Source organism: Helicobacter sp. T3_23-1056 (assembly GCF_053654535.1).
On record NZ_JBSIUU010000017.1, the window covers coordinates 15,946 to 41,915 of the forward strand.

20 protein-coding genes are annotated in these 25,970 nt (G+C 39.3%); 13 read left to right on the top strand and 7 right to left on the bottom strand.

What is annotated here, in order from left to right:
* Window positions 1–90: 90 nt before the first annotated feature.
* Window positions 91–681 (bottom strand): acyltransferase, encoded by a 591-nt coding sequence (locus tag ACWIUO_RS09340; protein WP_454177632.1) that lies wholly within the window; start codon window positions 679–681, stop codon window positions 91–93.
* Complete coding sequence (locus ACWIUO_RS09345; protein WP_454177633.1) at window positions 671–2,806, bottom strand: N-6 DNA methylase; 2,136 nt, start codon at window positions 2,804–2,806, stop codon at window positions 671–673. Before ACWIUO_RS09345 ends, ACWIUO_RS09340 begins: the two co-directional genes overlap by 11 nt.
* A 206-nt stretch (window positions 2,807–3,012) precedes the next feature.
* On the opposite strand from ACWIUO_RS09345, the gene hisA reads away from it, so the two are divergent.
* From hisA to ACWIUO_RS09400, 11 genes are all read left to right on the top strand, one after another.
* The gene (gene hisA, locus ACWIUO_RS09350) at window positions 3,013–3,747 is read left to right on the top strand and encodes a 1-(5-phosphoribosyl)-5-[(5-phosphoribosylamino)methylideneamino]imidazole-4-carboxamide isomerase (RefSeq protein ID WP_454177634.1); all 735 of its coding nucleotides are present in this window, start codon (window positions 3,013–3,015) and stop codon (window positions 3,745–3,747) included.
* Window positions 3,748–3,971: 224 nt separating this feature from the next.
* The gene (locus tag ACWIUO_RS09355; RefSeq protein ID WP_454177635.1) at window positions 3,972–4,346 is read left to right on the top strand and encodes a chemotaxis response regulator CheY; all 375 of its coding nucleotides are present in this window, start codon (window positions 3,972–3,974) and stop codon (window positions 4,344–4,346) included.
* An 89-nt stretch (window positions 4,347–4,435) separates the two neighbouring features.
* Window positions 4,436–5,677 carry a 50S ribosomal protein L11 methyltransferase gene (locus ACWIUO_RS09360; protein WP_454177636.1) on the top strand — a complete coding sequence of 414 codons (1,242 nt, stop codon included), beginning with the start codon at window positions 4,436–4,438 and terminating at the stop codon, window positions 5,675–5,677.
* Between the two features lie 192 nt (window positions 5,678–5,869).
* On the top strand, window positions 5,870–7,693 hold the full coding sequence (gene ftsH, locus ACWIUO_RS09365; protein WP_454177668.1) for an ATP-dependent zinc metalloprotease FtsH: 1,824 nt from the start codon (window positions 5,870–5,872) through the stop codon (window positions 7,691–7,693).
* Between the two features lie 163 nt (window positions 7,694–7,856).
* Window positions 7,857–8,456 carry a phosphatidylserine decarboxylase gene (locus tag ACWIUO_RS09370; protein ID WP_454177637.1) on the top strand — a complete coding sequence of 200 codons (600 nt, stop codon included), beginning with the start codon at window positions 7,857–7,859 and terminating at the stop codon, window positions 8,454–8,456.
* A gap of 169 nt (window positions 8,457–8,625) precedes the next feature.
* Window positions 8,626–9,363: a CDP-diacylglycerol--serine O-phosphatidyltransferase gene (gene pssA / locus ACWIUO_RS09375; protein ID WP_454177638.1), complete on the top strand. Its 738-nt coding sequence runs from the start codon at window positions 8,626–8,628 to the stop codon at window positions 9,361–9,363.
* Between the two features lie 120 nt (window positions 9,364–9,483).
* Window positions 9,484–11,178 carry a 2-isopropylmalate synthase gene (locus ACWIUO_RS09380; RefSeq protein WP_454177639.1) on the top strand — a complete coding sequence of 565 codons (1,695 nt, stop codon included), beginning with the start codon at window positions 9,484–9,486 and terminating at the stop codon, window positions 11,176–11,178.
* Between the two features lie 46 nt (window positions 11,179–11,224).
* On the top strand, window positions 11,225–14,119 hold the full coding sequence (locus ACWIUO_RS09385; RefSeq protein WP_454177640.1) for a heavy metal translocating P-type ATPase: 2,895 nt from the start codon (window positions 11,225–11,227) through the stop codon (window positions 14,117–14,119).
* Window positions 14,120–14,140: 21 nt separating this feature from the next.
* Window positions 14,141–14,359, top strand: a complete 219-nt coding sequence (locus ACWIUO_RS09390) for a heavy-metal-associated domain-containing protein (RefSeq protein ID WP_454177641.1) — start codon at window positions 14,141–14,143, stop codon at window positions 14,357–14,359.
* 133 nt (window positions 14,360–14,492) lie between these two features.
* The gene (locus ACWIUO_RS09395) at window positions 14,493–16,217 is read left to right on the top strand and encodes an ABC transporter ATP-binding protein (RefSeq protein WP_454177669.1); all 1,725 of its coding nucleotides are present in this window, start codon (window positions 14,493–14,495) and stop codon (window positions 16,215–16,217) included.
* Between the two features lie 41 nt (window positions 16,218–16,258).
* A complete protein-coding gene (locus ACWIUO_RS09400; RefSeq protein ID WP_454177642.1) occupies window positions 16,259–16,921 on the top strand; it encodes a hypothetical protein in 663 nt (220 codons plus the stop codon).
* An 87-nt stretch (window positions 16,922–17,008) separates the two neighbouring features.
* Here the strand turns inward: ACWIUO_RS09400 and ACWIUO_RS09405 are convergent, their stop codons facing one another.
* The gene (locus ACWIUO_RS09405; protein ID WP_454177643.1) at window positions 17,009–18,991 is read right to left on the bottom strand and encodes a lipoprotein N-acyltransferase Lnb domain-containing protein; all 1,983 of its coding nucleotides are present in this window, start codon (window positions 18,989–18,991) and stop codon (window positions 17,009–17,011) included.
* A 6-nt stretch (window positions 18,992–18,997) separates the two neighbouring features.
* On the bottom strand, window positions 18,998–19,417 hold the full coding sequence (locus ACWIUO_RS09410; RefSeq protein ID WP_454177644.1) for a hypothetical protein: 420 nt from the start codon (window positions 19,415–19,417) through the stop codon (window positions 18,998–19,000).
* A gap of 238 nt (window positions 19,418–19,655) precedes the next feature.
* Between ACWIUO_RS09410 and ACWIUO_RS09415 the strand changes: the two genes are divergently transcribed.
* The gene (locus ACWIUO_RS09415; protein WP_454177645.1) at window positions 19,656–20,897 is read left to right on the top strand and encodes a peptidoglycan DD-metalloendopeptidase family protein; all 1,242 of its coding nucleotides are present in this window, start codon (window positions 19,656–19,658) and stop codon (window positions 20,895–20,897) included.
* Window positions 20,898–21,043: 146 nt separating this feature from the next.
* Here the strand turns inward: ACWIUO_RS09415 and ACWIUO_RS09420 are convergent, their stop codons facing one another.
* The 3 genes from ACWIUO_RS09420 to ACWIUO_RS09430 form a co-directional block, all read right to left on the bottom strand.
* On the bottom strand, window positions 21,044–22,381 hold the full coding sequence (locus ACWIUO_RS09420) for an MFS transporter (protein WP_454177646.1): 1,338 nt from the start codon (window positions 22,379–22,381) through the stop codon (window positions 21,044–21,046).
* Window positions 22,382–22,655: 274 nt separating this feature from the next.
* Window positions 22,656–23,933 carry a phospholipase A gene (locus tag ACWIUO_RS09425; protein WP_454177647.1) on the bottom strand — a complete coding sequence of 426 codons (1,278 nt, stop codon included), beginning with the start codon at window positions 23,931–23,933 and terminating at the stop codon, window positions 22,656–22,658.
* 38 nt (window positions 23,934–23,971) lie between these two features.
* Window positions 23,972–24,193 (bottom strand): hypothetical protein, encoded by a 222-nt coding sequence (locus ACWIUO_RS09430; RefSeq protein WP_454177648.1) that lies wholly within the window; start codon window positions 24,191–24,193, stop codon window positions 23,972–23,974.
* A gap of 256 nt (window positions 24,194–24,449) precedes the next feature.
* On the opposite strand from ACWIUO_RS09430, the gene ACWIUO_RS09435 reads away from it, so the two are divergent.
* Entirely contained in the window at window positions 24,450–25,895 is a 1,446-nt protein-coding gene (locus ACWIUO_RS09435; protein WP_454177649.1) for a phosphomannomutase/phosphoglucomutase, read from the top strand.
* The last annotated feature ends 75 nt before the right edge of the window (window positions 25,896–25,970 follow it).

Below are 25,970 nucleotides of genomic sequence, written 5' to 3' on the forward strand. Positions count from 1 at the left end.
CATTTGAATAAATGTTAGATTCTAATATGCGCAAAAATCCACCTACAAATTTATAAAGATTTTGCAAAATCTTATATTTTGCGATATTTCCTACAAATCGCGTAATTTTTTGGCTGGATTTCCTGCGTAGATTCCACTTTTTGTGATGTCTTTGGTTACCACGCTTCCTGCGCCGATTACGACATTATCACAGATTTTCACGGGCAAAATCGTAGCATTACTCCCGATACTTACGCGATTTCCTATGTTTGCGCCACGCCATTTGGATTTACTAGCACTAGGCTTACCCTCGCTAAACAAATCATTTATAAACATTGCGCCGTGTCCGATAAAGCAATCATCGCCAATGCGCGTAAGAGAGCAAATAAAACTATGACTTTGGATACGGCAGTTATGCCCGATTGTTACTTCGCTCTGCACCTCTACAAATGGTCCCACAAAGCAATTATCCCCAAAATGACAGCCATATAGATTTGTGGGATTTACCACGCAAAAGTTTTTGCCCTGCGTGATATTGACAATCCCGCTTTGCAAAATGTTGATTTTGCTTTTTTGTCGCGCAAAATCGCGTGGATTTTTTCTTTTTTGCGGATTGTTGCTAGGATTTTGCGTCTTGCGTTGTTGCGTTTTTGGTTTTTGCGCGCTTGGTTTTTGTGAGTTTGGATTTTGTTTATTTGCCATCTTTTATGCCCTGTATTTCCCATTCTATCGCATAGATTTTGTTTTTTGCGTTGTCTAGTTTTTCCATTTTTTGTGCGGCGTTTTTGTCATAGTCGCTTGGCACGCGCAAAGCTAGCAGGCTTTGGGTGTCTATCACGCCATCGGTGTTTGTTTTGTATAGCCTTGAGAGGATTTCCTCTCCCTGTGTAGAAAACAAATAGCAATAAAGCCCGATAGCCACCTCCGCGCTTGGAGCGCGAAGCACGATTATGCCTGCATTTACCACGCTTGGGATTTTGTCTGCGTGTGTAGTGTCTATGCTTTTGGTTTGCCACACTTCTTTTTTGTGCATAGCCTGTGTGCCTACGATAGCGATTTTGGGGCTTATGCCACGCAGGGAGAGCAAAATATCGTAGGGTTTTATGTGATATTTGTGGATTTTTGCGATATTGCCTCTATCTTTTTTGCTACCAAAACTCTGCGTCCAGCCACAAATCGCAAAATCCGCAATCCCAATATCATAAAACTCAATATCCTCATCGTTTTGCGTGCCTTGCACTCTTTGCCCGCGAAAAATCTCCACCCCTAAATCCTGCAAACTAAAATCTTTTGCAAGATTTAGGTGGGGTTTTATCGCATTATGGTGGCTAAAATGACTTAGCGTGTTTTGGGCTAATGGCTGTAAGCGCGAGTTTATGTAGCTTTGGGCGCGCAAATCTTTTGGGTAGATTTTGCTAAGCGGGGTTAGGGCAGAATGTGGGGTTAGCTTTTTGTAGCGATAGATTTCTAGGATTCTATCGATATTTTTTAGGCGATTATACTTGCCGTCTTTGGTGTAGAAATGTTCGCTATTTGTGTTGATATGCAAAATCTCTTTGTTGCCCTTAGAAATCACAATCACCGAAAAATCATAATTTTGATGAGGAAAAATATTTTTTGGTAGCTCTATGATTGCCTCTATAAGCCCATTTTGGCACAGATATGAGCGGAGTTTGCCCTCCAATGCGGATTTTAGCAAAGTCTGATTTCGCACGATAAAAACGCCTTTTTGCTTCAAATGCGCTAAGGAATGGGTTAAAAAAACTAGTTCGGGGTAGGATTTTACCAAGACGCCTGTTTTTGCAAACCTTGAATCATCTTTTAGGTGTTCTGTGCTCATTTGCGCGTTTAGCGGGGGATTGCAAAGGATTTTATCAAACTTTACAAAGTCGCTAGATTCTTGTTTGGATTTTGGATTTTGCGGAGTTTTTAGGTTTTTTTGACTTTGCGTGTTGTATTTTTGCGTGAGATTTTGGGATAGATTTTTTGCGGGATTTTGCGCAGGTTTTTGCACAGGATTTTGCAAAGCGTTGATTCTAAAAAGCGGATTTACCAAAATATCGCTTATGCCTAAATGCGTGTTTTTTATCCCGCTAATACGCGCAACCAGCCTTGCGATAAACGCTAGCTTAAAATCTAGCTCTTCGCCATAGAGTTTGATATTTTGGTTTTTTAGGCTTAAAAATACGCTTCCTATGCCATAGCAGGGGTTGTATATTTCTTCGCCATCTTTTATGTCCAAAATCCCTACTAAAAGCTCGTTTATCTCGCTAGGCGTGGAGTAAAAATAAAGTTTGTTTGAGGTTTTTTTCTGCGTGATAATGTCTAAAAATCGCTCGATAAAGGCATTGCAAAAAGCAGGATTTTTGCTTGAAATGGAGCATTGCTCGATAAAGCGCAAAATCTTTTGCATACTTGCTTTAGAATCTAGGGGGATAAATTTAGGGTGGCTAGAATCTGTATTTGATTTTGTAGCGTGGGATTTTGTGGTTGGGGATTTTGTAGCGGGGATTTGGCTAGGATTTTGGCTAAAATCTATTTTTGATTCTAAAAGCGTGTGAAATAGCTCTCTTGCGCTGTTTTTATCTAGTTTTAGCGATTTTGTTTTTAGCAATTTGGCGTAGTCTTTTTTGTAGTGGATTTTTAGCAAGCAGATTTGTAGCACCACGCAAAGCGCGTCAAGCGCGTCAATGTAGTATGGTTTGAGATACTCAAAACATTTGATTAGAGAAAAAAGAGAATCGTTGTTTATGTGTTGTGTGTTTTGATTTTGTAGATGTTGGATTTTGGGCTTTTTTGGCTCTAAATTTTGCTTTTTTAATGGCATAAAAACTCCATTGCTAAAAAAATATGCGCAAAATTTTAGCAATTTTTGCCTAAATCTTAGTCGAAATCCTGCTAAAAGGCTATAATTTTGGTTTTGATTTTGCGCTTTTTTTGCGATTCTTGCGTAAAATCTAAAAAAATAAATGCAAAGTCAAAACGCAAAATCTAGGCAAGATTTTTTTAAAATATTTGATAAAGGTGGTAAAAATGTTAGAAATTTTTCCTGCGATTGATTTAAAAGGTGGCAAGGCTGTGAGGCTATATCAAGGGGAGTTTAGTAGCGCAAAAATCTATGGGGAGGCGGCTGATTTTTTGAGCGAATTTGAAAAAAGCGGGGCAAAATGGGTGCATATCGTGGATTTAGATGGCGCGCTTAGTGGCAGGGAAGAAAATCTAGCGTTGATAGAATCTTTGCGCAAAAATACTTCGCTAAAAATCCAAGTGGGCGGGGGAATCCGCGATGAAAAATCTATCAAAAAATACATAAATATCGGTGTAAATCGCGTGATACTAGGCTCTATCGCGCTAAAAAATGTAGAATTTACTAAGCAAGTGGCAAGCATTTATCCTGTGGTGGTTGGCATAGACGCTAGGGGAGGAAAAGTCGCAATAGAGGGCTGGGGAAGCGTAAGTGAGATAGAAGCGAGTGCGCTAGCAAAGCAATATGCGGATTCTGCGATAGAGGCGATTATCTGCACGGATATTTCAAAAGATGGGGCATTAAGCGGGGTAAATGTGGATTTTACGCTAGCGATTGCCAAAGCCTCTGGCAAGCCAACTATCGCAAGTGGCGGGTGCAAAGGCATAGAAGATGTTATTGATTTAAGAAGGGCTTTTGCAAAAGAGAATCTAAAAGGGGGGCTTATCATCGGCAAGGCTTTTTATGAAGGCAAAATCGACTTAAAAGAAGCATTGCAAAGAGGTGTTAAAAAGAATAGTTGATAAAGAAGCATTGAATAGAAGCGTTAAAAAAAATAGATTTTAGGTTTTGTGGGATTTTGGTGATTTTGTCGCATTTGCCAATCGCATATATTCGCAAAATACACAATAAGCTAAGAATAGGAAAATCTTAATGGTTTTTATGCTATTATTCCATAATTTTAAAAGGTGCGTAGCAATTTGCCGATTTGCCCTTTAACTAAAACAAATGATTAAAGGAGTTTCCCTTGAGATTATTAGTCGTAGATGATAGCTCCACAATGAGACGAATCATAAAAAACACTCTTGAGCGACTAGGCTACCAAGATATTTTAGAAGCTGAACACGGCGTGCAAGCGTGGGAGATTATGGACGGGCAAGAGGGTATAGGGGTTTTGATTACGGATTGGAATATGCCTGAAATGAATGGACTAGATTTGGTAAAAAAAGTCCGCGCTGATGATAGATACAAAGAGATTCCAATCATTATGGTAACTACGGAGGGTGGCAAATCTGAAGTCATAACCGCGCTAAAAGCAGGCGTGAATAACTACATTGTAAAGCCATTTACCCCCCAAGTGCTAAAAGAAAAGCTAGAAGTCGTGCTAGGGGTAAATGACTAATTTTACATTGAGACATCATTGAGACATAGGGCAAAGTCGTTTGAGTCGTGTTTGCCACGCTTTATTGATTCTTGTATAAATGCTAGATTATGAATTCTTATTATTACGAAACTTGCGTTATTCCTACGGATTATTTTGATGTGTTTTGTGATTTTGTGCTAGAAATCACAAAAGAAGCGATTGAGCAAAAAACTATCACTTTGAAAGAATGGCAAGAATCTACAAAAAACACTACAAACAAAACTACCAAAAACATTAAAACTGCGGAATCTATAAAAAATGGCAAAAATGACAAAAGTTGCAAATGGGACTATTTCAATGCGGATTTTAGCCAAATCTACACTACTACAAAAAACGCAAAATCTAAAACCATAAACGCCATCATTATCCGCGCACAATCAAATCCTAAAGCATTGCTAGAATCGCTAAAAGATTTTGCAAATGTTTTAAGCGCGCGAGTAGAGGAAAAAATAGGTTTTGCTTACAAAAGCCAAAAATGCAAAAATATCGATTGGATAGAGGCTTATAAAAAGGGGGTTAGCCCTATACAATGCGCTAGATTTTATATCCGTCCATCTTGGTGCGAGCCTTTGTCTAAAACACTAGAATCCAAAAAACTATCGGCAAACGCCACAAACGCCACAAATACTGCAAATACCACAAACACAGCGCAGGCAAAAAACCACAAAAATAGCGAAAATAGCGCAAATAGCGCAAAAATGGTTGAAATGATTATCGACCCTTCGCTTGCGTTTGGCTCTGGACATCACGCAAGCACTTTTTTGTGTTTGGAGAGTTTGCATAGGCTTGATTTAGAGATGGGGTTAAACGATAAAAAATGCTTAGATTTGGGCTGTGGGAGTGGGATTTTAGGTATCGCGATGGCAAAAATGGGAGCAAAAGTCGAGGTTTGCGACATAGATAAATACGCCATAGAGCAGGCGCAAAAAAATTTCGCCCAAAATGGCGTAAGCTATGAAAAAGCGTATATAAGCACACTTGATAGGCTTCTAGCGCAAGATGAAACAATGACAAATCGATACGACATTATTTGTGCAAATATTTTAGCTGATGTGTTGTTGCCTTTGCGCGATGATTTTTTGCGGGCTTTAAAGCACGATTCAAATCCTACTTCAAAGCACACTTCAAATCCCGCAAGCACCACACAAAATCAACCAAAATCCACCAAACGATTGATACTATCAGGTATCATACAAGAAAAAGCAAGACTTATCATTTCACATTTTTGCGCTAAGGATTCTAATTTTGTGCTAATTGATGAAACAAACAAAGATGAATGGGTATGCCTAAATTTTGCTTTATTAGCCTAATTTCTTGCCAAAATATATTATAATTTTGCCTTTAGTCTTTTGACTAGTCTTTTGACACAATAAACATTTTTTAAGAGGAAACAAATGGAACAAAATACACAAAATAACCCACAAAATGGTGGCAAAAAGCCACCTACACCACCGATGAAGCAAAATCCGATTTTACTTTTTATCGTATTTGCTGTGATTGCTATGTTTGTGGTGAAATTTAGCAGTGGCGAATCCACGCTTTTTAGCACCGCTTTTGGTGGTGGCGCGACTCGCAGTGTCGAGTATTATGAGCTAAAACAGCTTATTGCTAGCAGGCAGGTTAGCAATGTAAGTATCGGGCAAACTCTCATCAAAGCAAACGGCATAGATTCTAATGGTGCAAAGATTACTTTTGTGGCGCGAAAAGTGGCTGACCCATCGCTTGTGCCGTTGCTAGAAGAGCATAATATTTCTTATGGCGGATTTAGTGAGAGCAATTTTTTGACTGATATGTTTGGGTGGCTTTTGCCTATTTTTATTTTTCTTGGGCTTTGGATGTTTTTGGCAAGTCGTATGCAAAAAAATATGGGTGGCGGAATCTTTGGTATGGGAAGCTCAAAAAAGCTCGTAAATGCCGAAAAACCAAAAGTAAAATTTGATGATATGGCTGGAAATGAAGAGGCAAAAGAAGAAGTCGTAGAAATCGTAGATTTTCTAAAATACCCCGATAGATATTCTGCTGTGGGGGCAAAAATCCCAAAAGGCGTGCTTTTAGTAGGACCCCCGGGCACGGGTAAAACCCTGCTAGCAAAAGCCGTAGCAGGCGAAGCAAATGTGCCGTTTTTTTCGATGAGCGGAAGTAGTTTTATTGAAATGTTTGTAGGGCTTGGGGCAAGTCGTGTGAGAGATTTGTTTGAAATGGCAAAAAAAGAAGCCCCTAGCATTATTTTTATCGATGAGATTGATGCGATTGGTAAATCTCGTGCCGCAGGGGGAATGGTAGGTGGAAATGATGAGAGAGAGCAAACACTAAATCAACTTCTAGCAGAAATGGACGGATTTGGTAGTGAAAATGCCCCTGTCATCGTGCTAGCCGCGACAAATCGCCCTGAAGTGCTTGACCCTGCATTGCTTCGACCGGGTAGGTTTGATAGGCAAGTATTGGTAGATAAACCAGATTTTAGTGGTAGGCTAGAGATTTTAAAAGTCCATATCAAAGCTGTGAAATTATCGCGTGATGTGGATTTGGAAGAAATCGCAAAACTTACCGCAGGGCTTGCAGGAGCGGATTTGGCAAATATCATCAATGAAGCCGCGCTTCTTGCAGGCAGAAATAATCAAAAAGAAGTATCCCAAAGCAACCTAAAAGAAGCGGTAGAGCGCGGAATAGCAGGATTAGAAAAAAAATCTCGCAGAATCTCTCCAAAAGAGAAAAAAATAGTGGCTTACCACGAAAGCGGACACGCCCTAATCGCTGAAATGACAAAAGGTGCTTCAAAGGTAAATAAAGTCTCTATTATCCCGCGCGGTATGGCAGCACTTGGCTACACGCTAAATACCCCTGAAGAAAATAAATACCTTATGCAAAAACACGAATTATTAGCAGAAGTTGATGTGTTGTTAGGGGGTAGGGCAGCCGAAGATGTATTTTTGGGCGAAATATCCACAGGTGCTAGCAATGACTTAGAGCGCGCCACAGATATATTAAAAGCGATGATAAGCTACTATGGTATGACAAGTGAAAATGGGCTAATGGTGCTAGAAAAGCAACGAAACGCATTTTTGGGTGGTGGCTTTGGTAGCTCTAGGGAATTTAGCGAAAAAACGGCAGAGAGCGTGGATAGCTTTGTGCGGGGTATGCTAGATTCTCGCTTTGCTGAAGTCAAAAAGACGCTAAAAAGCTATGATGGAGCGATAGAGCTAATGGTAAAAGAGCTGTTTGACAAAGAAGTCATCGATGGCTCGCGTGTGCGCGAAATCATCACAGATTTTGAAACAAAAAATAATATGCCAACGCGTATCCTCCCACAAGAAGAGGAAGCATAAAATCTAGCAAAAATCTAAATATGGTAAATCTTGCATTGATTTTGCACTCAAATTTTGTGATAATTTTTGCGATAAAGAAGCCAAAAAGTCAAGCAATGTGTGGTAAGATTTTCTCTGCATAGCTTAAAGATAGGCTAGTATGCTAACCAAAAAAGGAGTCAAAATGAACAACACACAAATCATTACCAAAGAGAGTTTTAATGGACTTTTTGTGTTTGGAGTTTGGATAGTGTTTTGCTGGTTTTTTTGGGGTTGGGGTTCATTTGGTGTGTTTATCGGCATTGTTGGTGGGTTGGCTTGGATTTGGGCTTATAGAAATCCTGAGCGCATAGCCACACAGCAGGGAAAAGACATAATCCTAGCTCCCATAGATGGCTATATCACAAATATTGAGCAATTAGAGAATGGTATTTGCATACATATTAAGGTTGGATTTTTTGATGTGGGGTTGGTGCGTGCGCCCACAAACTGCAAAGAGCTTCATATCTCTAAGCAAGCGGGGCTTTTGGCGTATTTTTCCCCGCTAAATGAAAATCTAAATGAAACCCTGCACGCTAAATGCAAAAATTTTGAGATTATGCTTTTGCCACGCATTTTTAGGCATTCCTCATTTTATGCACCTATCGAATACAAAGCGGGCGATAGAATCGGGTTTATGAAAGTAGGAGAGGTAAAAATGCGCGTTTATGGCAATATCGAAATGATTGCTAGGATTGGGGATAAAACCCAAGCGGGGGTTAGCGTAGTGGGAAATCTACGCTAAATCATAAAATCAAAAACAACACAAAAAGCGTGATTTGAGCTAAAAAATCAATATAGCAAGATTAGATTTTATCAAAGACGCAAAATCACAGCACAAAAACAGCATAAGCTAGATTAAGCATAATGCCAAAATCACGAAATAGCTAGAATCTGATTTTAAGGATAAGGCAATGAATATCAATCCTCTTTTTGTCCTACCAAATCTTTTTACCGCAGGGGGAATTTTTTGCGGTGTGGTAAGCGTGATGCTTGCTTCAAATACTAGATTTGAGCTTGCCGCGTGGCTTATCGTGCTTGCTATGGTGTTTGATGGGCTAGATGGGAGGGTGGCTAGACTTACGCACACTACGAGCAAGTTTGGCGTGGAGTTTGATTCTCTAGCCGATATTGTGGCATTTGGGGTTGCCCCTGCGATGTTGCTTTATTATTATATTCCACAGATTGGCGCAAATTATGGATTTGATGGCGAATACGGGCTATATCGTGTCTTTGTGTGTGCGTTGTTTGTGATTTTTGGTGCGATACGATTAGCGAGGTTTAATGTAACCACAAGCAATATCGAGCCAAATACATTTATAGGGCTTCCCATACCGAGTGCCGCAGTGATTTTGGTGCTTTGGATTTTGCTTGATTTGCGATATGGATTTTTAGCCCCCAAGTTTAGCTACGCGCTTCTTATTTTGGCATTTATTTTAAGCATTTTAATGGTAAGCAATATCCGATACCCTAGTTTCAAAAAATTGCGCTGGAATCTAAAACTATTTGTTATCCTGCTAATCGCCCTTGCGGCGATTATTAGTTCAAAATTTTATGTGGAGATTTTTTGCGCGTTATTAAGCATATATATGCTTTATGGCATTGTGCGTTTTATCGTGCTTATGTGCAAAGTTCTTATTAAAAAATGTTAGAGTTTTTGTGTGAAATCTGTGCAAAAAGCGTGGCACGGATTTTATGTTAGATTCTAAAATTAGATTTTTAAATGTCAAAAATCTAAACGCAGAATCTAGTTTTGTAAAAAGGAAAATCAAATGAAAAACACAACTAATGATAGAATCATCATTTTTGATACGACATTACGAGATGGCGAGCAAAGCCCGGGGGCTTCGATGAATATCGAGGAAAAAATCCAAATCGCATTGCAATTAGAAAAACTAGGCGTAGATGTGATAGAAGCGGGGTTTGCAGCCTCTAGTCCCGGGGATTTTGAAGCCATAAACCAAATCGCCCAAAGGCTTACCACCACGAGTGTTTGCTCCCTAGCGAGAGCACTAGATAGCGATATAGAGTCCGCTGCAAAAGCGATAAAACCAGCCAAACTAAAGCGAATCCACACTTTTATCGCCACAAGCCCCATACATATGCAATACAAACTAAAACTCCCTCCAAATGAAGTCATAAAGCGCGCGATAAATGCCGTGAAATTGGCAAAATCTTTGTGCGAAGATGTAGAGTTTAGCTGTGAAGACGCGCTTAGAAGCGATATAGGGTTTTTAAAAGAAATCTTGCCAGCGGTGATAGAAGCAGGGGCTAGCACGATAAATCTACCCGATACTGTGGGCTATCGCTTGCCAAATGAGATTGGGGCGTTTATGGGCGAAATCTATGCGTTTTTGCAAGATAGGGTAGGGGATAAGGCATTGTTATCTACGCATTGTCATAATGATTTGGGGCTAGCTGTGGCAAATTCTATCGCAGCGATTCAAAATGGCGTCCGTCAAGTAGAATGCACCATAAACGGCTTAGGCGAGAGAGCTGGAAATACCGCGCTAGAAGAAATTGTAATGATACTAAAAACGCGCAAGGATTTATTTGTGCAAGATTTTGCAAACAAATCCACAAAATCCGCAAAAACAAATACAAAATCAAATGCGCAAAAAACCGCGCTTGATACGCGCATAAACACCAAAGAGATTTATGCCACAAGCAAGCTAGTTGCAGACATCACAGGTATCCGCCCCCAGCCAAATAAAGCAATCGTTGGCAAAAATGCCTTTGCGCACGAGAGTGGAATCCATCAAGATGGCGTGCTAAAAAACCCACAAACTTATGAAATAATGCGTCCTAGCGATATTGGCATACCTAGTTTTAGTGGTTTAGTGCTTGGCAAACATTCGGGCAGGGCGGCATTTAGAGATAAAATCAAAGATTTAGGATTTTCATTAAGCGATGATGAAATCCAAGTGGCTTTTGAAAAATTTAAGCAACTTTGCGATAGCAAAAAAGAAGTCTTTGATGAGGATATTAGCGCGATTTTGCGCGAACAATCAAGACATATCCCACAAATCTTTAGCCTAAATCAGCTTCAAGTGAGCGCGTGTAGCAGTGGCAAATACTGCGCTGCTGTAAGCATAAGCAAACTAGAATCTAAAAACGCTTCAAAACCCTCCAAAGAATCTAAGCAAGCAAAAGATTCTAAAAAATCTAACGCGAAATATTCTGCAATCGAATATAATGATTGTGCGCTTGGGAATGGAGCGGTGGATTGCGTGCTAAAAAGCATTGATAGGATTAGTAGCATTAGCGGGCATTTGCTTGAATACAAAGTAGAATCCGTAAGCAAAGGCAAAGACGCTCTAGCAAAAGTCGTAGTCAAAGTAGCCTTTGAGGACGCAAAAAGAGCGATGATGGGGCACGGCATAGACATTGACACGATGAGTGCGACTGCCAAAGCCTATATTTCCGCGCTAAATAGCTATATTTCGATGAAAGAGTTTTTGAAATAACGCCCTATTTTGCGTAAAAAGAGTTTTTGGATTTTAAGATTTTATGATGAAAAATGCTAGCTTAGAAAATGCAAAATCTAATGAGGGTTTAGCCGATAGATTTTGCATTGCTAGATTTTATATCGATGGTATGAGCTGCTCTGCGTGTAGTGCGAGCATACAGAGGGCATTAGAGCGCAGAGATTTCATCAAATCCGCACAGATAAACCTAATCGCAAAATCCGCTATCATTAAATACGACAATCAAAAAGCGGATTTAAGCGATATTTTTGCCATCATTTCTAAGCTAGGTTTTAGCCCATATTTAGCGCAATCTAGCACGCAAGAAACCCCAAAATCTAATCTAAAATTTAACAAAACTAACCCAAAATCCCCGCAAGATTTTCCTAAATCCACCCAAAATATTTTTTCAAATCAAACCCAAAATCCAACCCAAAATTTAGCTAAAAATTTAGCCCAAAATCAAACCCAAAATCCCTCCAATATTTTTGCTCAAATATTTACCAAAATCAAATCCCTCATCGCCACATTTAACGCACTTGATAAAAAGTTTTTACCCCCCAAAATCCGCGTTTTTATTAGCATTATCACCACGCTTTTTGTGCTTTATCTCTCAATGTTTCCTATGTTTGTGGAAATGCTTGTTGAAACATTTGGGTTTTTTAGCGATTTTTCGCTTATTTCGCCATTTGATGATGTGTGGGTAAATATTACCGCACAGATTGTTTGCGCGCTTGTTGTCGCACACATCGGCAGAGATTTTTATTTCAAAGGTTTTGCCACTCTTTTTGCCAAAACTCCCACTATGGATTCTCTTATCGCCATTAGCACCACAAGCGCGTTTGTGTATAGTTTGTGGCTGTTGTTTGGCGTTGAAAATGCACATTTGCACGAAGTGCCACATTTATATTTTGAAAGCATTTGCGTGATTATCACATTTGTATTTTGTGGCAAAACCTTAGAATCTAATGCCAAAACAGAGGCAAATGAAGTCATAAACGCCCTTTTGTCGCGCAATGCAAAAAATGCTATAAAACTAAAATCTAGCAATATACATTTGACAAACAATGAAATATCTGTGCCTGTGGGGGAGATAAAAGAGGGCGATTTGTTAAAGATTTTGCCATTTAGCTTTATCCCTGTTGATGGGGTGGTGGAGAGTGGGAGTTGTGCGATTGATGAGTCAAGCCTAAGTGGCGAAATCTTGCCCGTGCCAAAAAGCATAAATTCCCCTCTTTTTGCAGGCTCGCTAAACACTTCTTGCGCGTTTGTGATGAGGGCTACTTCTAGCGCGGAGCATAGCACGCTAAGCGCGATGATAGCACTTGTAGAGGAAGCTATCACTTCAAAGCCAAATATCTCGCGCATAGCCGATAAAGTCGCTAGCGTGTTTGTGCCAGCTGTGATTTTTGTTGCGCTTGTTGCGGGGGGGATTTGGAGTGTGGCAAAGGATTTTAGTTTTGGATTTGAGATTTTTATAAGCGTGCTTGTGATTTCTTGTCCGTGTGCTTTGGGGCTAGCCACGCCATTAGCCGTGATGATAGGCAATGCTTTGGCAAACAAAAATGGCATATTTTTTAAAAACGCACAAAGTTTTGAAATCGCTTCAAAAGTAAATAACGCCGTGTTTGACAAAACAGGCACGCTCACAGAATCTAGGCTAAAAGTGTGTGAAATCTTATCTTTAAGCGAACTATCAAAGCAAGAGATTTTAGCACTTAGCGCGGGGCTAGAGAGTGGGAGTGAGCATATCATCGCAAATGCGATTTTATCTCACGCCAAAAACGCAAAACTCGCCACACGCGATACGCACGCCACACGCGATTTGAAAGAAAACTTAACATTTCTAAAATGTGAATTTAGCGATTTTGTAGCGTATGCGGGGCTAGGGATAAAAGCGACATTGAAAGGATTTGATTTTTTGGATTTGAGCGCAAAATCTAGCGTAGATTCTAGCAAAGAGTTTTCATCAAAATCTAGCGACACAAAATCTACAAAATCTAACATAAAATCTAATTTGGATATGTTTCAAAAAGGGCAGATTTTTGCGCTTGGAAGTGCGAAGTTTTTTAATGAGCTAGATTCTAGCGTGAGGCTAGATAGTTTGGAAGCCACCACGCAAAAAGAGGCGATTTGCGTGTATTTGGGCGTGCAAAAAGAGAAATCTTATAAGATTTTGGGAGCGATTTATCTGCAAGATAGCATTAAGCCTACTGCCTTGCCCCTCATAGACGCGCTAAAAAGCCAGCATATCACACCGCATATCCTAAGTGGCGATGCCCTGCCAAATGTAAGACGCGTAGCAAACGCGCTCAAAATCAATCATTTTTTAGCACAAGCTAGCCCAAAAGATAAGCTAGAATTTATCCAAAATCTAAAAAATTCTAAAGACACACAAAATCATTTTGCGCAAAATGATTTTATACAAAATGATTCTACGAAAAACGATTTTGTGCAAAAAGATTTTGAGCAAAAAGATTCTACGCCACGCATAAATTGGCTAGCACAAAAAAAAGATTCTACTCAAATCATAATGATGATAGGCGATGGAATCAATGATGTGGGGGCATTGCAAGCTAGCGATATTTCTGTGAGTTTTAAAGAGGCTAGCGAGGTTAGCGAAAAAAGCGCGGATATTATCATTTATAACCACGATTTAGGCAAAATCTATTATGCGATTTTGCTAAGCAGGGCTGTGCTAGCAAATATCAAACAAAATCTTTTTTGGGCTTTTTGTTATAATGCGCTTTGTATCCCCATAGCTTGTGGGGTGCTGTATGGATTTGGAGTGCTGCTAAATCCTAGTTTGGCGGCATTTGCGATGAGTGCTAGCTCTCTTAGCGTGGTTTTAAATGCGCAAAAATTGTGGAGATTTAATGCAAAATTTGGGCAAAAATATGTTAAAAATTTGCCACCAAAAGAGCAAGAATCACAAAAATAGATTTTACAAAAAGGAGCACAAATGCAAAATCTTAGTCTAAAAGTCGGTGGCATTCATTGCCAAAACTGCGCTAGCAAGATAGAAGCAGTGCTAAAAGGCATAAAAGGCGTAAAAAACATCGAAGTAGAAATCATCAAAAATGAGGGCTATGGAAATGTCAAAATCGATTTTACCTCGCCTGCAAGCATAGAAATGATAAAAGAGGAAATCCTAGATTTTGGCTATGAAATCTTAGAATAATGCCAAATGCGCAAAATCTTAAAAAAGCATTAAAGCCATAGTGCTACAATATTGCATTTTATTTAACTCTAAAATCCAAAAAAGGCAATACAAAAGGCAATAAATGATACCTGATAAACTCCCCAAAGTAACGATAAAATCCTTTTATACGCGATTTTATCCATACATAAAAAAATATTTTTTCTTGTTTTTTTTAGTGATTTTAACTAGCGGGATAACCGCAGCTGGGCAGGCTGGCTCGGCATATCTTATTAAGCCTGCGCTAGATGATATATTTCTAAACAAAGACACATATATGTTAAAGTTAGTGCCATTTTTGGTGGTGCTAGCATATTTTGCCAAAGGTGCTGGAGCTTATGCGCAAGGCTTTCTTATCACTTACATAGGTTCAGATATTGTGCGGAGAATCCGCGAAGATGTCTTAGAGCATGTGTTGCGACTAGATTTGCAGTTTTTTAACAAAATGCGCACAGGCGAGCTACTCTCACGCGTAACGGGCGATATAGAAATGGTGCGCGCTGCGGTTACAAACTATTGCACGGATTTGGTGCGCGAGGCTTTTACGATTTTAGCCCTTATCATAGTAGTGATTTATCAAAGCCCTATGCTTGCGTTTTATTCCTTTGTCGTGCTTCCTTTTTCTGTCGTGCCTGTGCTGATTTTGATGCGTCATGTCAAGCGATTGACCCGCAAAGGCGTGAATAAAGGTGCTGATATTGCCTCAAAACTAACCGAAGTGCTTAGCAGTGCTGAAATCATAAAAGCAAATAATGGCGAACAATTAGAGCTAGAGCATTACAAAAAAGAAAATCAAATCCTTTTCAAACTCGGCATAAAAGGCGCGTTAATCGGCGGAATCAACTCGCCTTTAATGGAATTGCTCGGGGCTATTGCCATTGGCATAGTGATTTTTGTAGGGGGCAATGAAGTCATACAGGGCAGAATGACGGTGGGTGAGTTTGGGGCATTTACTGCGGCATTATTTATGCTTTGGACGCCTATTAAGCGATTGGTTGGGATTTTTATGGGATTTCAAAGCGCGCTTGTGGCAGGGGAGAGAATCGCATATCTTATGGATTTGCGTCCTACTATAATCGATGGAAAAAACACTTTGCAAAAACCCATAAAATCCATAAAAGTAGAAAATGCCAAACTACGCTATGATGAAGTAGCCGCGCTAAATGGCGTAAGCATAGAAATATCAAGAAATGAAATCATAGCCCTTGTAGGCAAATCTGGCAGTGGCAAAAGCTCTTTGGTAAATATGATTTTGCGACTTTATGACCCAAGTGAGGGGAGGATTTTGATAAATGGAGAGGATTTGCAGGGCTTTACGCAAAAATCTGTGCGCGATAATGTAAGCATTGTTACGCAACGAATCTTTATTTTTAATGACACTATTGCGGCAAATGTCGCCTATGGAAGCGAAATCGATAAAGAGCGCGTGATAGACGCGCTAAAAAAAGCACAAATGTTAGATTTTGTGCAAAGTATGGAAAATGGCATAGATTCTAAATTAGATGAGTTTGGCACAAATCTAAGTGGTGGACAACGACAGAGAATCGCTATCGCAAGGGCGATTTACAAAGATAGCGATGTGCTAATTTTTGATGAGGCGACTTCTGCGCTAGACATAAAAACAGAGGAAGAAATACGAAAAACCATAGAATCTATCAAAAAAGATAAGCTAATCATTTTAATCGCCCACCGCCCTAGCACCATTTCCCTAGCACATAGAATCTATCATTTAGAAAATGGGCTTATCACGCATATAAACACGCCTGAAGAGTTTTTCCGTGATGAAAAATTGCGAGAAATGCTAGAAAAAGAGCAAGAAAACAACGAAGCAAAATCATAAAATAAGGTTGCAAAAAAAAGCGGCAAAATAAGAGATAAATAATGAAATATCACATAAATCTTGATACTTTTTTGATTTCAGATTCTCATTTTGGGCATAAAGCCGTGATGAAAAAAGAGCCATCACGCAAAGTCGCGCTAAAAAAAAGCCCTTTTAAGGTGTTTGAGGATTTGAGCGTGTATGAGTGGAATACGGTGGTAAATCGAGGCGATAAAGTCTTGCATTTGGGGGATTTGTATTTTGGCGATGGGTATAAATATCTGCCAAAGCTAAGCGGGGATAAAATCTTGCTTGTGGGGAATAATGATATTGGGAAGTTTGAGCGCGTGCAAGAAATGGAGGATTGGCAAGTGTGCGCTAAGCTAAAACTGCAAATCCCGCACAAAAAGCACATTTTGCGCAGGCTTGTCGAAAAATTTGGCAAAGCGCAAGTAAAAAATATTTATGCAAACGCGATTGTGCTTGACATTGGCAAAGAGCGCGTAATGTTTAGCCATTTTCCCGTGATGAATAGAAAATCAAATGATAGATTTTGGCAGGCTAGAGATGTGCTAGATGAAGCGTATCGCTTGAGTGAATGCTCCCTAAATATCCACGGACATACGCATACAAAAAAAACGCATAATAAATTTTGCATAAATGTGAGTTGCGAAGAGACGCAGTTTCGCCCTGTTAGGCTATCTCAAGTGCTAGCTATGAAGTAGATTTTGCAAGTAGAATTTGTAAATAGATTTTGTAAATAGATTTTGCATTTTATGATTGACATACGATTGTCATAAAATCTTTGCATACTAAAAATTCACACTTATCCCGCTTTTTAGCCCGAAAAATTCATTTTTTTGGTAGGATATTTGCCTGCCATATTGATAATTATGCGGGGAAAATAGATTGTGATACAATGCCCCCTCCACAAACAAATCCACATTTTTATACACGCTTATGCCCAAAAATAGGGAAAATCCACTATCAAATCCGCGATTATTTTTCACCATATCATAATACATTGTGTAATCTGCCACTATCTTTGCTCTAGGGATTTTAGCGATAAATCCACTTTTTAATCCAAACGCTACATTATGGATTATCTCATAACGATATTCTAAAAAAGGCAATGCAAAAAATGCGATTTGATAGTGTTGATTGCCTCCATAAGTGCCAAATCCTAGCCCAAGATTGATATTTGGATATAGCCTTGTTTGGTGGTTTGGCTCTTTTGCGTAGGTTTTGGTGGCTTTATCATAATCATAAAAATTTGGCAAAAACGAAATGTTTAGCAATTTTGATGGTTGGCGCGTGCGGATAGTGTCATTTATAGAATGCAAATGCAACAATTCGATTTTAGATAAAAATCCTTTTGCATAAGTTTGTCCCCTGCTATTTTGCAGCATAGCTAACCCCGCTTGCAATGATAAAATCCTAGATTCTATAAATTCTTTATAAGCATTATCCGCGTTTTTTATGTCTGAATAAATAGGATAAAATGACAAAAATGCCATATTTGGATAGCTGTATCCAAAAGAGATTTTAGAGTTTTTATAGGATTCTAACACTTTATTTGTGCCAAATTTTTTGACAAATGATTTTTTGCGTTCAGGCAGTAGCACTTCATCTAGTCCGATTTTTTCTTTTTTCTCTAAGTGTTGCAAATATTGCGCAGGCGTGCTAAATAGCTTTTTGGAGTGATAAATATTTTCCAAATCTAGCACACCCAAAATCTTTTCTATGCCATTTGTGCAATTATGTTTTATAAATGAATATTTGATTTGCTTATCTTTTAGCTCCCATAAATGCAGGGCAAACAACCCCAAATCCTCTTTGCTAGCTTTCACTTCATAGCGATAAATCGACCGTTTATCATCGTTTAGATATTGACTAGCGGTGCTAGCATAAGGCGATAGGGCGTAATATCCTTTTAGATTTCCAACTATCGCACGGATATAATCTAGCGGGTTAAAAAATTCGCTCATTGTGGCATAATAGCTCATTGAATAATCTTGGATTTGCCCTTTGGTGCGTGAAAAAGGCATATCATCAAACACCCTTTTGATGTCTTTTTGCATAGTCCCTTGCAAATGCAAAAATAAATGTCCCATAGATGAGCCCGGATATATATCACTCTCTGCGGCAAATTCTATAAAGACTTTTTCCAAAGGCACAATATCTAAAAAATCTTGCAAATCGCTACATTTGCTTGTATCTATCATTTTTTCAAAAATACGCAACCACTCATCGCTAATGCCATAAATATTGGCATTTTGCGTGATATATTTTTTGATTGCTTGCATTCGCGCAGGATAGGCACACGCGATAGATTCTGCATTAGAATCCTCACTAAAATCTGCGATAGATTCTGCATAAAAATTAGCATTAGAATCTACATAAAAAATAGTGTTAAGATTTTGCGCAAAAAGCTTTTGCAATGTAGCTTCATACTCGCTTTTTGGATTTTTATGTCCTTTTTTGTGTAGGAAAAAAGGGGAGGTTTTGTGGATACTTGATTTGTATTTGCCATAGTGCAAAAGCGTGCGCCATTCTTGTGTGGCGTATATAGGCAACGCAAGTAGTTTTTCAAACAATGGATTTAATAAATCATTTGAAAGATTTTGAGTAGATTTTGTTTTAAGGTTAGAATCTTTTGTGAAATCTTTTTGGCTAGTAGCCAATAAACTAACATCTGCAAAGCAATGATATAAAAAGCATTGCCCTAGTATCAGCGCACTAGGGACAATGCGAAAAAATTTGCGCAAAACGCAGGATAAAGTAAAATCTAGCAAGTTAGGTTATTTCTTTTCGGAAACAGGGACGATAAATGTTGGATTCCCATAAGTCCACATACTCCCTGATGCGCCGTCCGTTGTTGAGCCAAAAGTCCCCATTGAAAGTATATTTCCCCAAAACCAACCGCTTACATTGTGCTTTCCTTTGATGATAAGTAATGTATCTTCATAATTAGGATTATCCATTTCTAGCACTCTAATTGTGGCACCGTGTTTGCGAGATATTTTGATTTCAGCTGGGATATTTATTTTTTGTCCATCTACTTCTGCCAAAACAGGCTTGCCGTTTGAAGTGGTAATGGTAACGCTTTGTTTTGTGCCATTTGAAGTAAGAGCACAGCCTGAAAAAATAGAGCCAACGATAAAAGCACTTGATACAAGCGCGACAAAAGCAACTTTTTTTGCACATTTTGAGTATTGCATTGCAAAATCCTTTAAGATAAGATATAAAACAAAGGGCATTCTACAAAAAAAAAAAAAAACGCTTGGTAAGATAACAGATAAAATGTTGGGAGGGATTTTGTGAGGTTGGCTGTTGTTTTGGGGTTAGGCATTTTTGGGTAGAATCGCTTTTTTTACATTGCCTAGCGTTTTGTATAATCCGCGTTTGCATAATCTCTTTTGTATGATTTTATGCGTAATTTTTATCTAAGGAAGCACAATGAAAAATCCACAAAACAAAATCCAAACAAAACTACAAAATCTACAAAGCAAAATCTTGCAAATAAAACCACTGCAAACAAAACTACTTAAAACCAATTTTTTGCAAACGCAACTTTTGCAAAAAACCCCTTCACGCAAGCAAAGATTGCAAATAAATATCCAAAAAAAAGTTCAAAAACTTAGCGGGATTATTGTGTGTGTGATTTTTTCTAGTGTCTTGGTATTGGCACAAAGCACCTCACAAAGCGCGACACAAACAAGCACGCAAAATCAAACACAACAAAGCACGCAAAAAGCTACGCAAAATCAAACCAAAAAAACCACACAAAATCCTGCCAAAAACCAAAAAAACACCACTGCCAAAAATCAACAAAATCCATCTAAAACCCCCCAAAATCCTACAAAAAATCCAGCTCAAAACCAATCCACAACCGCCCCGCCCAAAAGCCAAACCCCCCTTACTTCCCCTAGTCGTATCAACGCCCAAACGCCACATATCGCATACAATGGCACGACATATATTTTTACTAGCGATGAGGAAAATCCAAAGCCATTAAAATTTGGCACAAAAAGTATTTTTTGGCTAGCACACCCTACAAAAGCAGGCTCAAAAATCGCACTTGTAAGCGTGCCTTATCGTGCAAACTTAGGCAAAGTCGTGCTAAAAGAAGGGTTAGTTTTGGAAGTAAAAGCGGCAAACTATAAAAAAGAGCAAATCACCGTAACAGATACTTCAAAAGTCCGCCCCAACAAAGAGCAACAAGAGCGCGTAGCACGCGAGCTAGAAGAAGCAAACAAAATCTACCTAACGCGCACGCCAAAACGGCTATGGAGCGAAAAATTTGAGCTACCTTTGGGAAGCGTGATAACGAGCCATTATGGCAATGCTAGAATCTTTAATGGCGAGGTAAAAAGCTACCACGCGGGGACTGATTTTCGCGCGATGATAGGCACGCCCATAAAGGCTGCAAATGACGGAAAAGTGGCGTTGGCAAAAGAGCGATTTATGTCGGGCAAAAGTGTGATAATCGACCACGGAGAGGGGATTTATAGTGCGTATTTTCACTGCAGTGAGCTAAAAGTCCAAGTCGGGCAAAGTGTGAAAAAAGGGGAAATCATCGCGCTAAGTGGCGATACGGGCAGGGTTAGCGGAGCGCATTTGCATTTTTCGATGATGATACAGGGCGTGAGTGTCGATGCCCTGCATTTTATCACCACGCTAAACGCGCTATTTGAGTAGAATCAAAATCTAAAAATCTAAAATCCAAAAATCAAAATCCGCAAAACTAAAATCTAGGCAAAATTTACGCAAAATCTATGCGATAAAATCCACATTTGCGACAAAAATCATATTTGCGATAAAATCCCCATTTCAAACATAAACCATTAGTTTATAATCCCCTTTTTTGGCAATAGCAGTGCGACAACTAGCACGACTGCCATCATTATGGTTACATAGATAAAAAACCCATTTTCTATCCCAGCGTTTTTAAAATTTAGCGCGACATATTGTGCCGAGCCACCAAAAATCGCATTTGGTATCGCATAGCCAAATCCTGTGCCAAGTGCGCGAATGTGCATAGGAAAAAGTTTTGCTTTAAAAATACCAGCCACTGAAGTATAAAAGCTAAGAATCACAAACAGCGACATTATCACACCAAATGCAAAAAATGGATTCCCGCTTAATCCAGCCTTGACAAGTAGCATAAATAGCGGATAGATTCCACACATCGCCAAAGCCGCAAAGATAATAAGCGAGCGTTTATGCCCGATTTTATCCCCTAGCAAGCCAAAAAGAGGCTGCATAATCATAAGAAAAAATAGCGCGCAAAGCATAATGCTATTTGAAGTAGCTGTGCTTATGTGTGCAGAATTTATCATAAAAGTTTTTGTATAAGTCGTAATGGTATAAAACGCTAGAGAGCCACCTGAAGTGATACCCACCACTAGCAAAAATGGCTTCCAGCTCTGCAATAAGGCTTTTAGCGTGCCTCTATCTTCGTGCTTGTCTAAATCCTGCGCGCTTTCTGTCATAATGCTACGCACAAAAAGCGAGCCTAACGCTAAGATTCCCCCTACGACAAATAATACCCTCCACGCCCACTCTTTCATCTCTGCTTCGGTGTAGAAAAATAGCATTATGCTTATGCTTGCTACGGCTAGCAACTGCCCGCCGATAAGCGTAACATACTGAAATGATGAGTAAAATCCGCGCCTCCCCTCGCTTGCTAGCTCGCTAAGATAAGTCGCTGCGATGCCATACTCACCGCCTACGCTAAGCCCTTGAATCAGTCTAGCGATAAGCAAAAATAGCACGGCAAATTCGCCCACGCTATCTTTGCTAGGCAAAAACGCTATCATAAATGAGCCAAATGCCATAAGCACCACTGAAATCACCATAGAGGATTTTCGCCCGATTTTATCCGCCAAAGAGCCAAAAAGCCAAGAGCCAATCGGACGCATAAAAAACCCAAGCGCAAAGATTCCAAATGCGTTTATTTGCTGAATGGTTGGGTTTGCTGAAGTAGAAAATGTATGCGCGAAATACACCGCGCTAAATGCGTATATATAGAAGTCAAACCATTCTACGAGATTGCCAGAGCTTGCGGCGATTATGGAGCGGATTTTGGCTGATTTTGGTATGTCGTTTGGTGTGTTTTGAGAATCGTGCCTGCGTGAATTGTTGTTTGAGGTGTTGTGTAAAGTATTGTGTGAAGTTTGCATTATTTTAATGTCCTTTATGTGAAAATTTAGTGCAAAAGTGCGAACTTTTAGAATCATTTAGAATCTAAGATTCTTAAAAAATCATAACCGATAGATTTTAAATACAACAAATTTTATATATTTTTGACGCGGATTTTTTGTGTCAAGGTTACAAAAATGCACAAAAATGCAAGATAGCGTGGGTAGCGCAAGATTTGATTTTGGCAAGATTTTGTTTGCCAAGTTTTAGTTTGTTAAGATTTCCATAAAAACAACGCCTTATAATGCCTTATTTTTAGCGCACAAAGCGGATACCTAGACCGATTCTGTGGGCAAAAGTGTTGTATTCATAGAGTATGTCGCCATAGCCTACAAAATATTGCAAATATAGCCCATAATATTCATTTATCTTATAAGTGTAGCTAGTGCGCAAATATGGGGTAGGGTGGGGCTTAGATACATTATAAGGGGGCTGGACTATGCCCAAAATCCCGCCTACTTTAATATCAGCTAAATGCCTGCCATAGCGCATATTTACCTTTGCTTCAAGGATTCCTAAATATTTATAAATATCGCGATTTTCGCTATAAAATCTTGTAGGCAAAAACCCCTCTATATCCAACCCCCAATGCTTGCTAGAAAATCTAGCCTTTATGATAAATCTATCGCTTCCCCTGCTTCTGTCGGCGATTCCGCCTTGTTCTTTGTTTATTTCGCCATTGCTGATATGTCGCCACCCTGTCGTAATCTCTTTGAGAGGGAATCTTTTGGGAGAAATGCTACTAGGGCGATAGGTAAGCAAAAATTCTGGCTCAAAATCATTATCGCGCATAGGCGAGCTAGCTTTTTCATTGAAAAGCTGAAAATAAAATGTGTTGGTAAAAGCAAGGTAGAAACTCAAATTTTTGTGGAAAAATTTTGGAATCACAGGCACGCGGAAACTTATCTGCCCTTTTAGCTCGCCACGGATATATTGCGGATTTCTCATAGGCGTTAGGTTATAAATATACAAAAAATAAGTATCCCGCCAATGCTCTAGCCACAAAAACGCGGTATTTTCTTTTGGATAGACAATCGCATCTGGCGTAACTTTGCTATCGTTAGTTTTTGCATTGTCGTCATCGTTGTCATTGTGAGAATCTGTGGCGTTGTCAAAAGTTTCAAAATCGTGGGAATAAACCCCTTCTTTTGCATAATGGGTTTTTTCTTTGGATAACGCTTCGCAGTCCGTTGGGTTGGCGTCATTGCGAGAATTTGCGACTTTGTCAAAAGTAGCAAATTCGTGGCAATCTATTTTATTAGGTTTGTCAAAAGCGTGTTTTGCGCTTTGTGGATTTTGTGGATATAGATTGCCACGCTCGCGTTGCTCGCTCGCAATGACGGAATGGTTGTCGTCATTGAAAAAATTTGCATTGCCGTCATTGCGAGCAATTAGATTTTGCATTTTTGCAAAATCTAATGCGTGGCAATCTATTGATTCTATATTGCATTGTGGATTTTGCTTGCGCAACTGCGCCCACTCGCGCTTACGCGCTGAATCGCTACTTCGTAGCTGTGGGCTTGTGCCACGCAAGTTTTGCGACTCGCTTACAATGACAGAATCAATAGATTTTAGCGCAGAGTTACTCTCTCTCTCTCTCTCTCTCTCTCGTTTTGCGGATTTATATGTTGATTTTGCAATGTAGAATCAACACAAAGGATAGAATCACAAGCCAATCTAAAATCAGGCAATCTAAAATCTACCCCCATAGAAAATGTGCCAAAGAAAAATATCGCAAATAATACAATCAAAAAGCGATTTTGTAAGTGTTTGATTTGTGCTGTATTGTCCATATTTTGCCTTTTTTGAAGTTTTTTTAGATTGGTTTGTGAGGTTTTGTGTTTGGATTTTTGGCGATTTGATTTTACGCTTTTTCCATAGGTCGCCATAGATTAGATTTTTAACTAAGATTTAAAAAAACTCGCAAATTATACAAAAAATCCTTTGTTTTTTAAGTGTTTTTGAGTAAGTATCATTTTTTATTAGATTCTCATTAGTGAGAATGTAGGAAAATTTGAGGCAAAATCTAGGCGATAAAGGAGCGCAAAAATGAGTGCAAAAGTGGATATGAATATGTTTAGAGAATACGATATTCGCGGGATTTTTGGGGAAAATCTAAGCCAAGAAGTCGTGCAAGGCATAGGCGTAATGCTAGGAAAATATATCAAAACAAACGGGGGAGAATCCGTAGCCATAGGCTATGACGCTAGGACGCATTCGCCCATACTATATGAATGGCTAAAAGATGGCTTTATACAAAGCAAAATCAAAGTGTATTTTATGGGTATGATTCCAACGCCTGTGGCGTATTTTGCGACATTTGCAAGCGAAAAATTTGCAAACGCAAATATCACAAGCTCGGTAATGATAACAGGTAGCCACAATCCGCCACAATATAATGGGTTTAAAATCACCATTGATAAAAAGCCTTTTTATGGCGAGGATATAAAAAAGATAGGGCAGGAGTTGGCAAATAATATTGATTCTATGGATTTTGGCACGCAGAGTGAAAAAGCGCAGAATCTAGACGCGCTAAAAAGCTATGAGGATTTTTTGGTGGAGCATTTTGCTAGGCTAAAAGATTTTCCATACCAAATCGTGCTTGATTATGGCAATGGTGTGGGGGCGTTGGGATTAGAAAATGTGCTAAAAAGGCTAAATATCAAGCATACAAGCCTATATGAAAACCCTGATGGCACATTCCCAAACCACCACCCAGACCCCAGCGAAAAGAAAAATCTAACTGATATTTTGAAATATATGGGGGAGCATAAAACCCCTATTGGAATCGCATTTGACGGCGATGCGGATAGAATCGCGCTAATGACGCAAAATCATCTCTACAAAGGCGATGAAATGGCGATTTTGTTTGCACGAAATATCGCCAAAACCACGCCAAATCCGACTATCATAGGCGAAGTAAAATGCTCTCAAATAATGTATGATGAGATAAACTCATTTGGCAGGGCAATAATGTATAAAACAGGGCATAGCAACCTAAAAGTAAAGCTAAAAGAGCTAGATGCGCAAATGGCAGCAGAGATGAGCGGGCATTTGTTTTTTAATGATAGGTATTTTGGCTATGATGATGCGCTATATGCGGCTTTAAGGGCGTTGGAGTTGTTTTTAGATTCTACGCCTAGCGAGGTAGAATCTAGTATTTTGTCATTGCCAAAGCTGTATTCTACCGATGAGGAAAAAATCTCCACTACTGAAGAAGCGAAATTTACCCAAATCGCAAATCTAAAAGAGCGACTAAGCGCGATAGCACGCGATAGCCGAGACATCACCATACATACAGAATCACATCGCAAGTTTCCGCGAATCTGTGAGATAATCGACATTGATGGGGTGCGGGTGGTGTTTGAAAATGGCTGGGGGCTAGTGCGAGCTAGCAACACTACGCCCGTGCTTGTAACGAGGTTTGAAGCAAAATCTAAAGAGGAATTAGAGCAGTATAAAAACGCGATTTTTTCGGTGCTAAGGGGGTGTTAGTCGCTTTTTTTTTGTTTTATGTGATTTTGAATCTTGTTGGTTTTTGCGCTTAGTTTTGTTTTTGTTATCGATTTT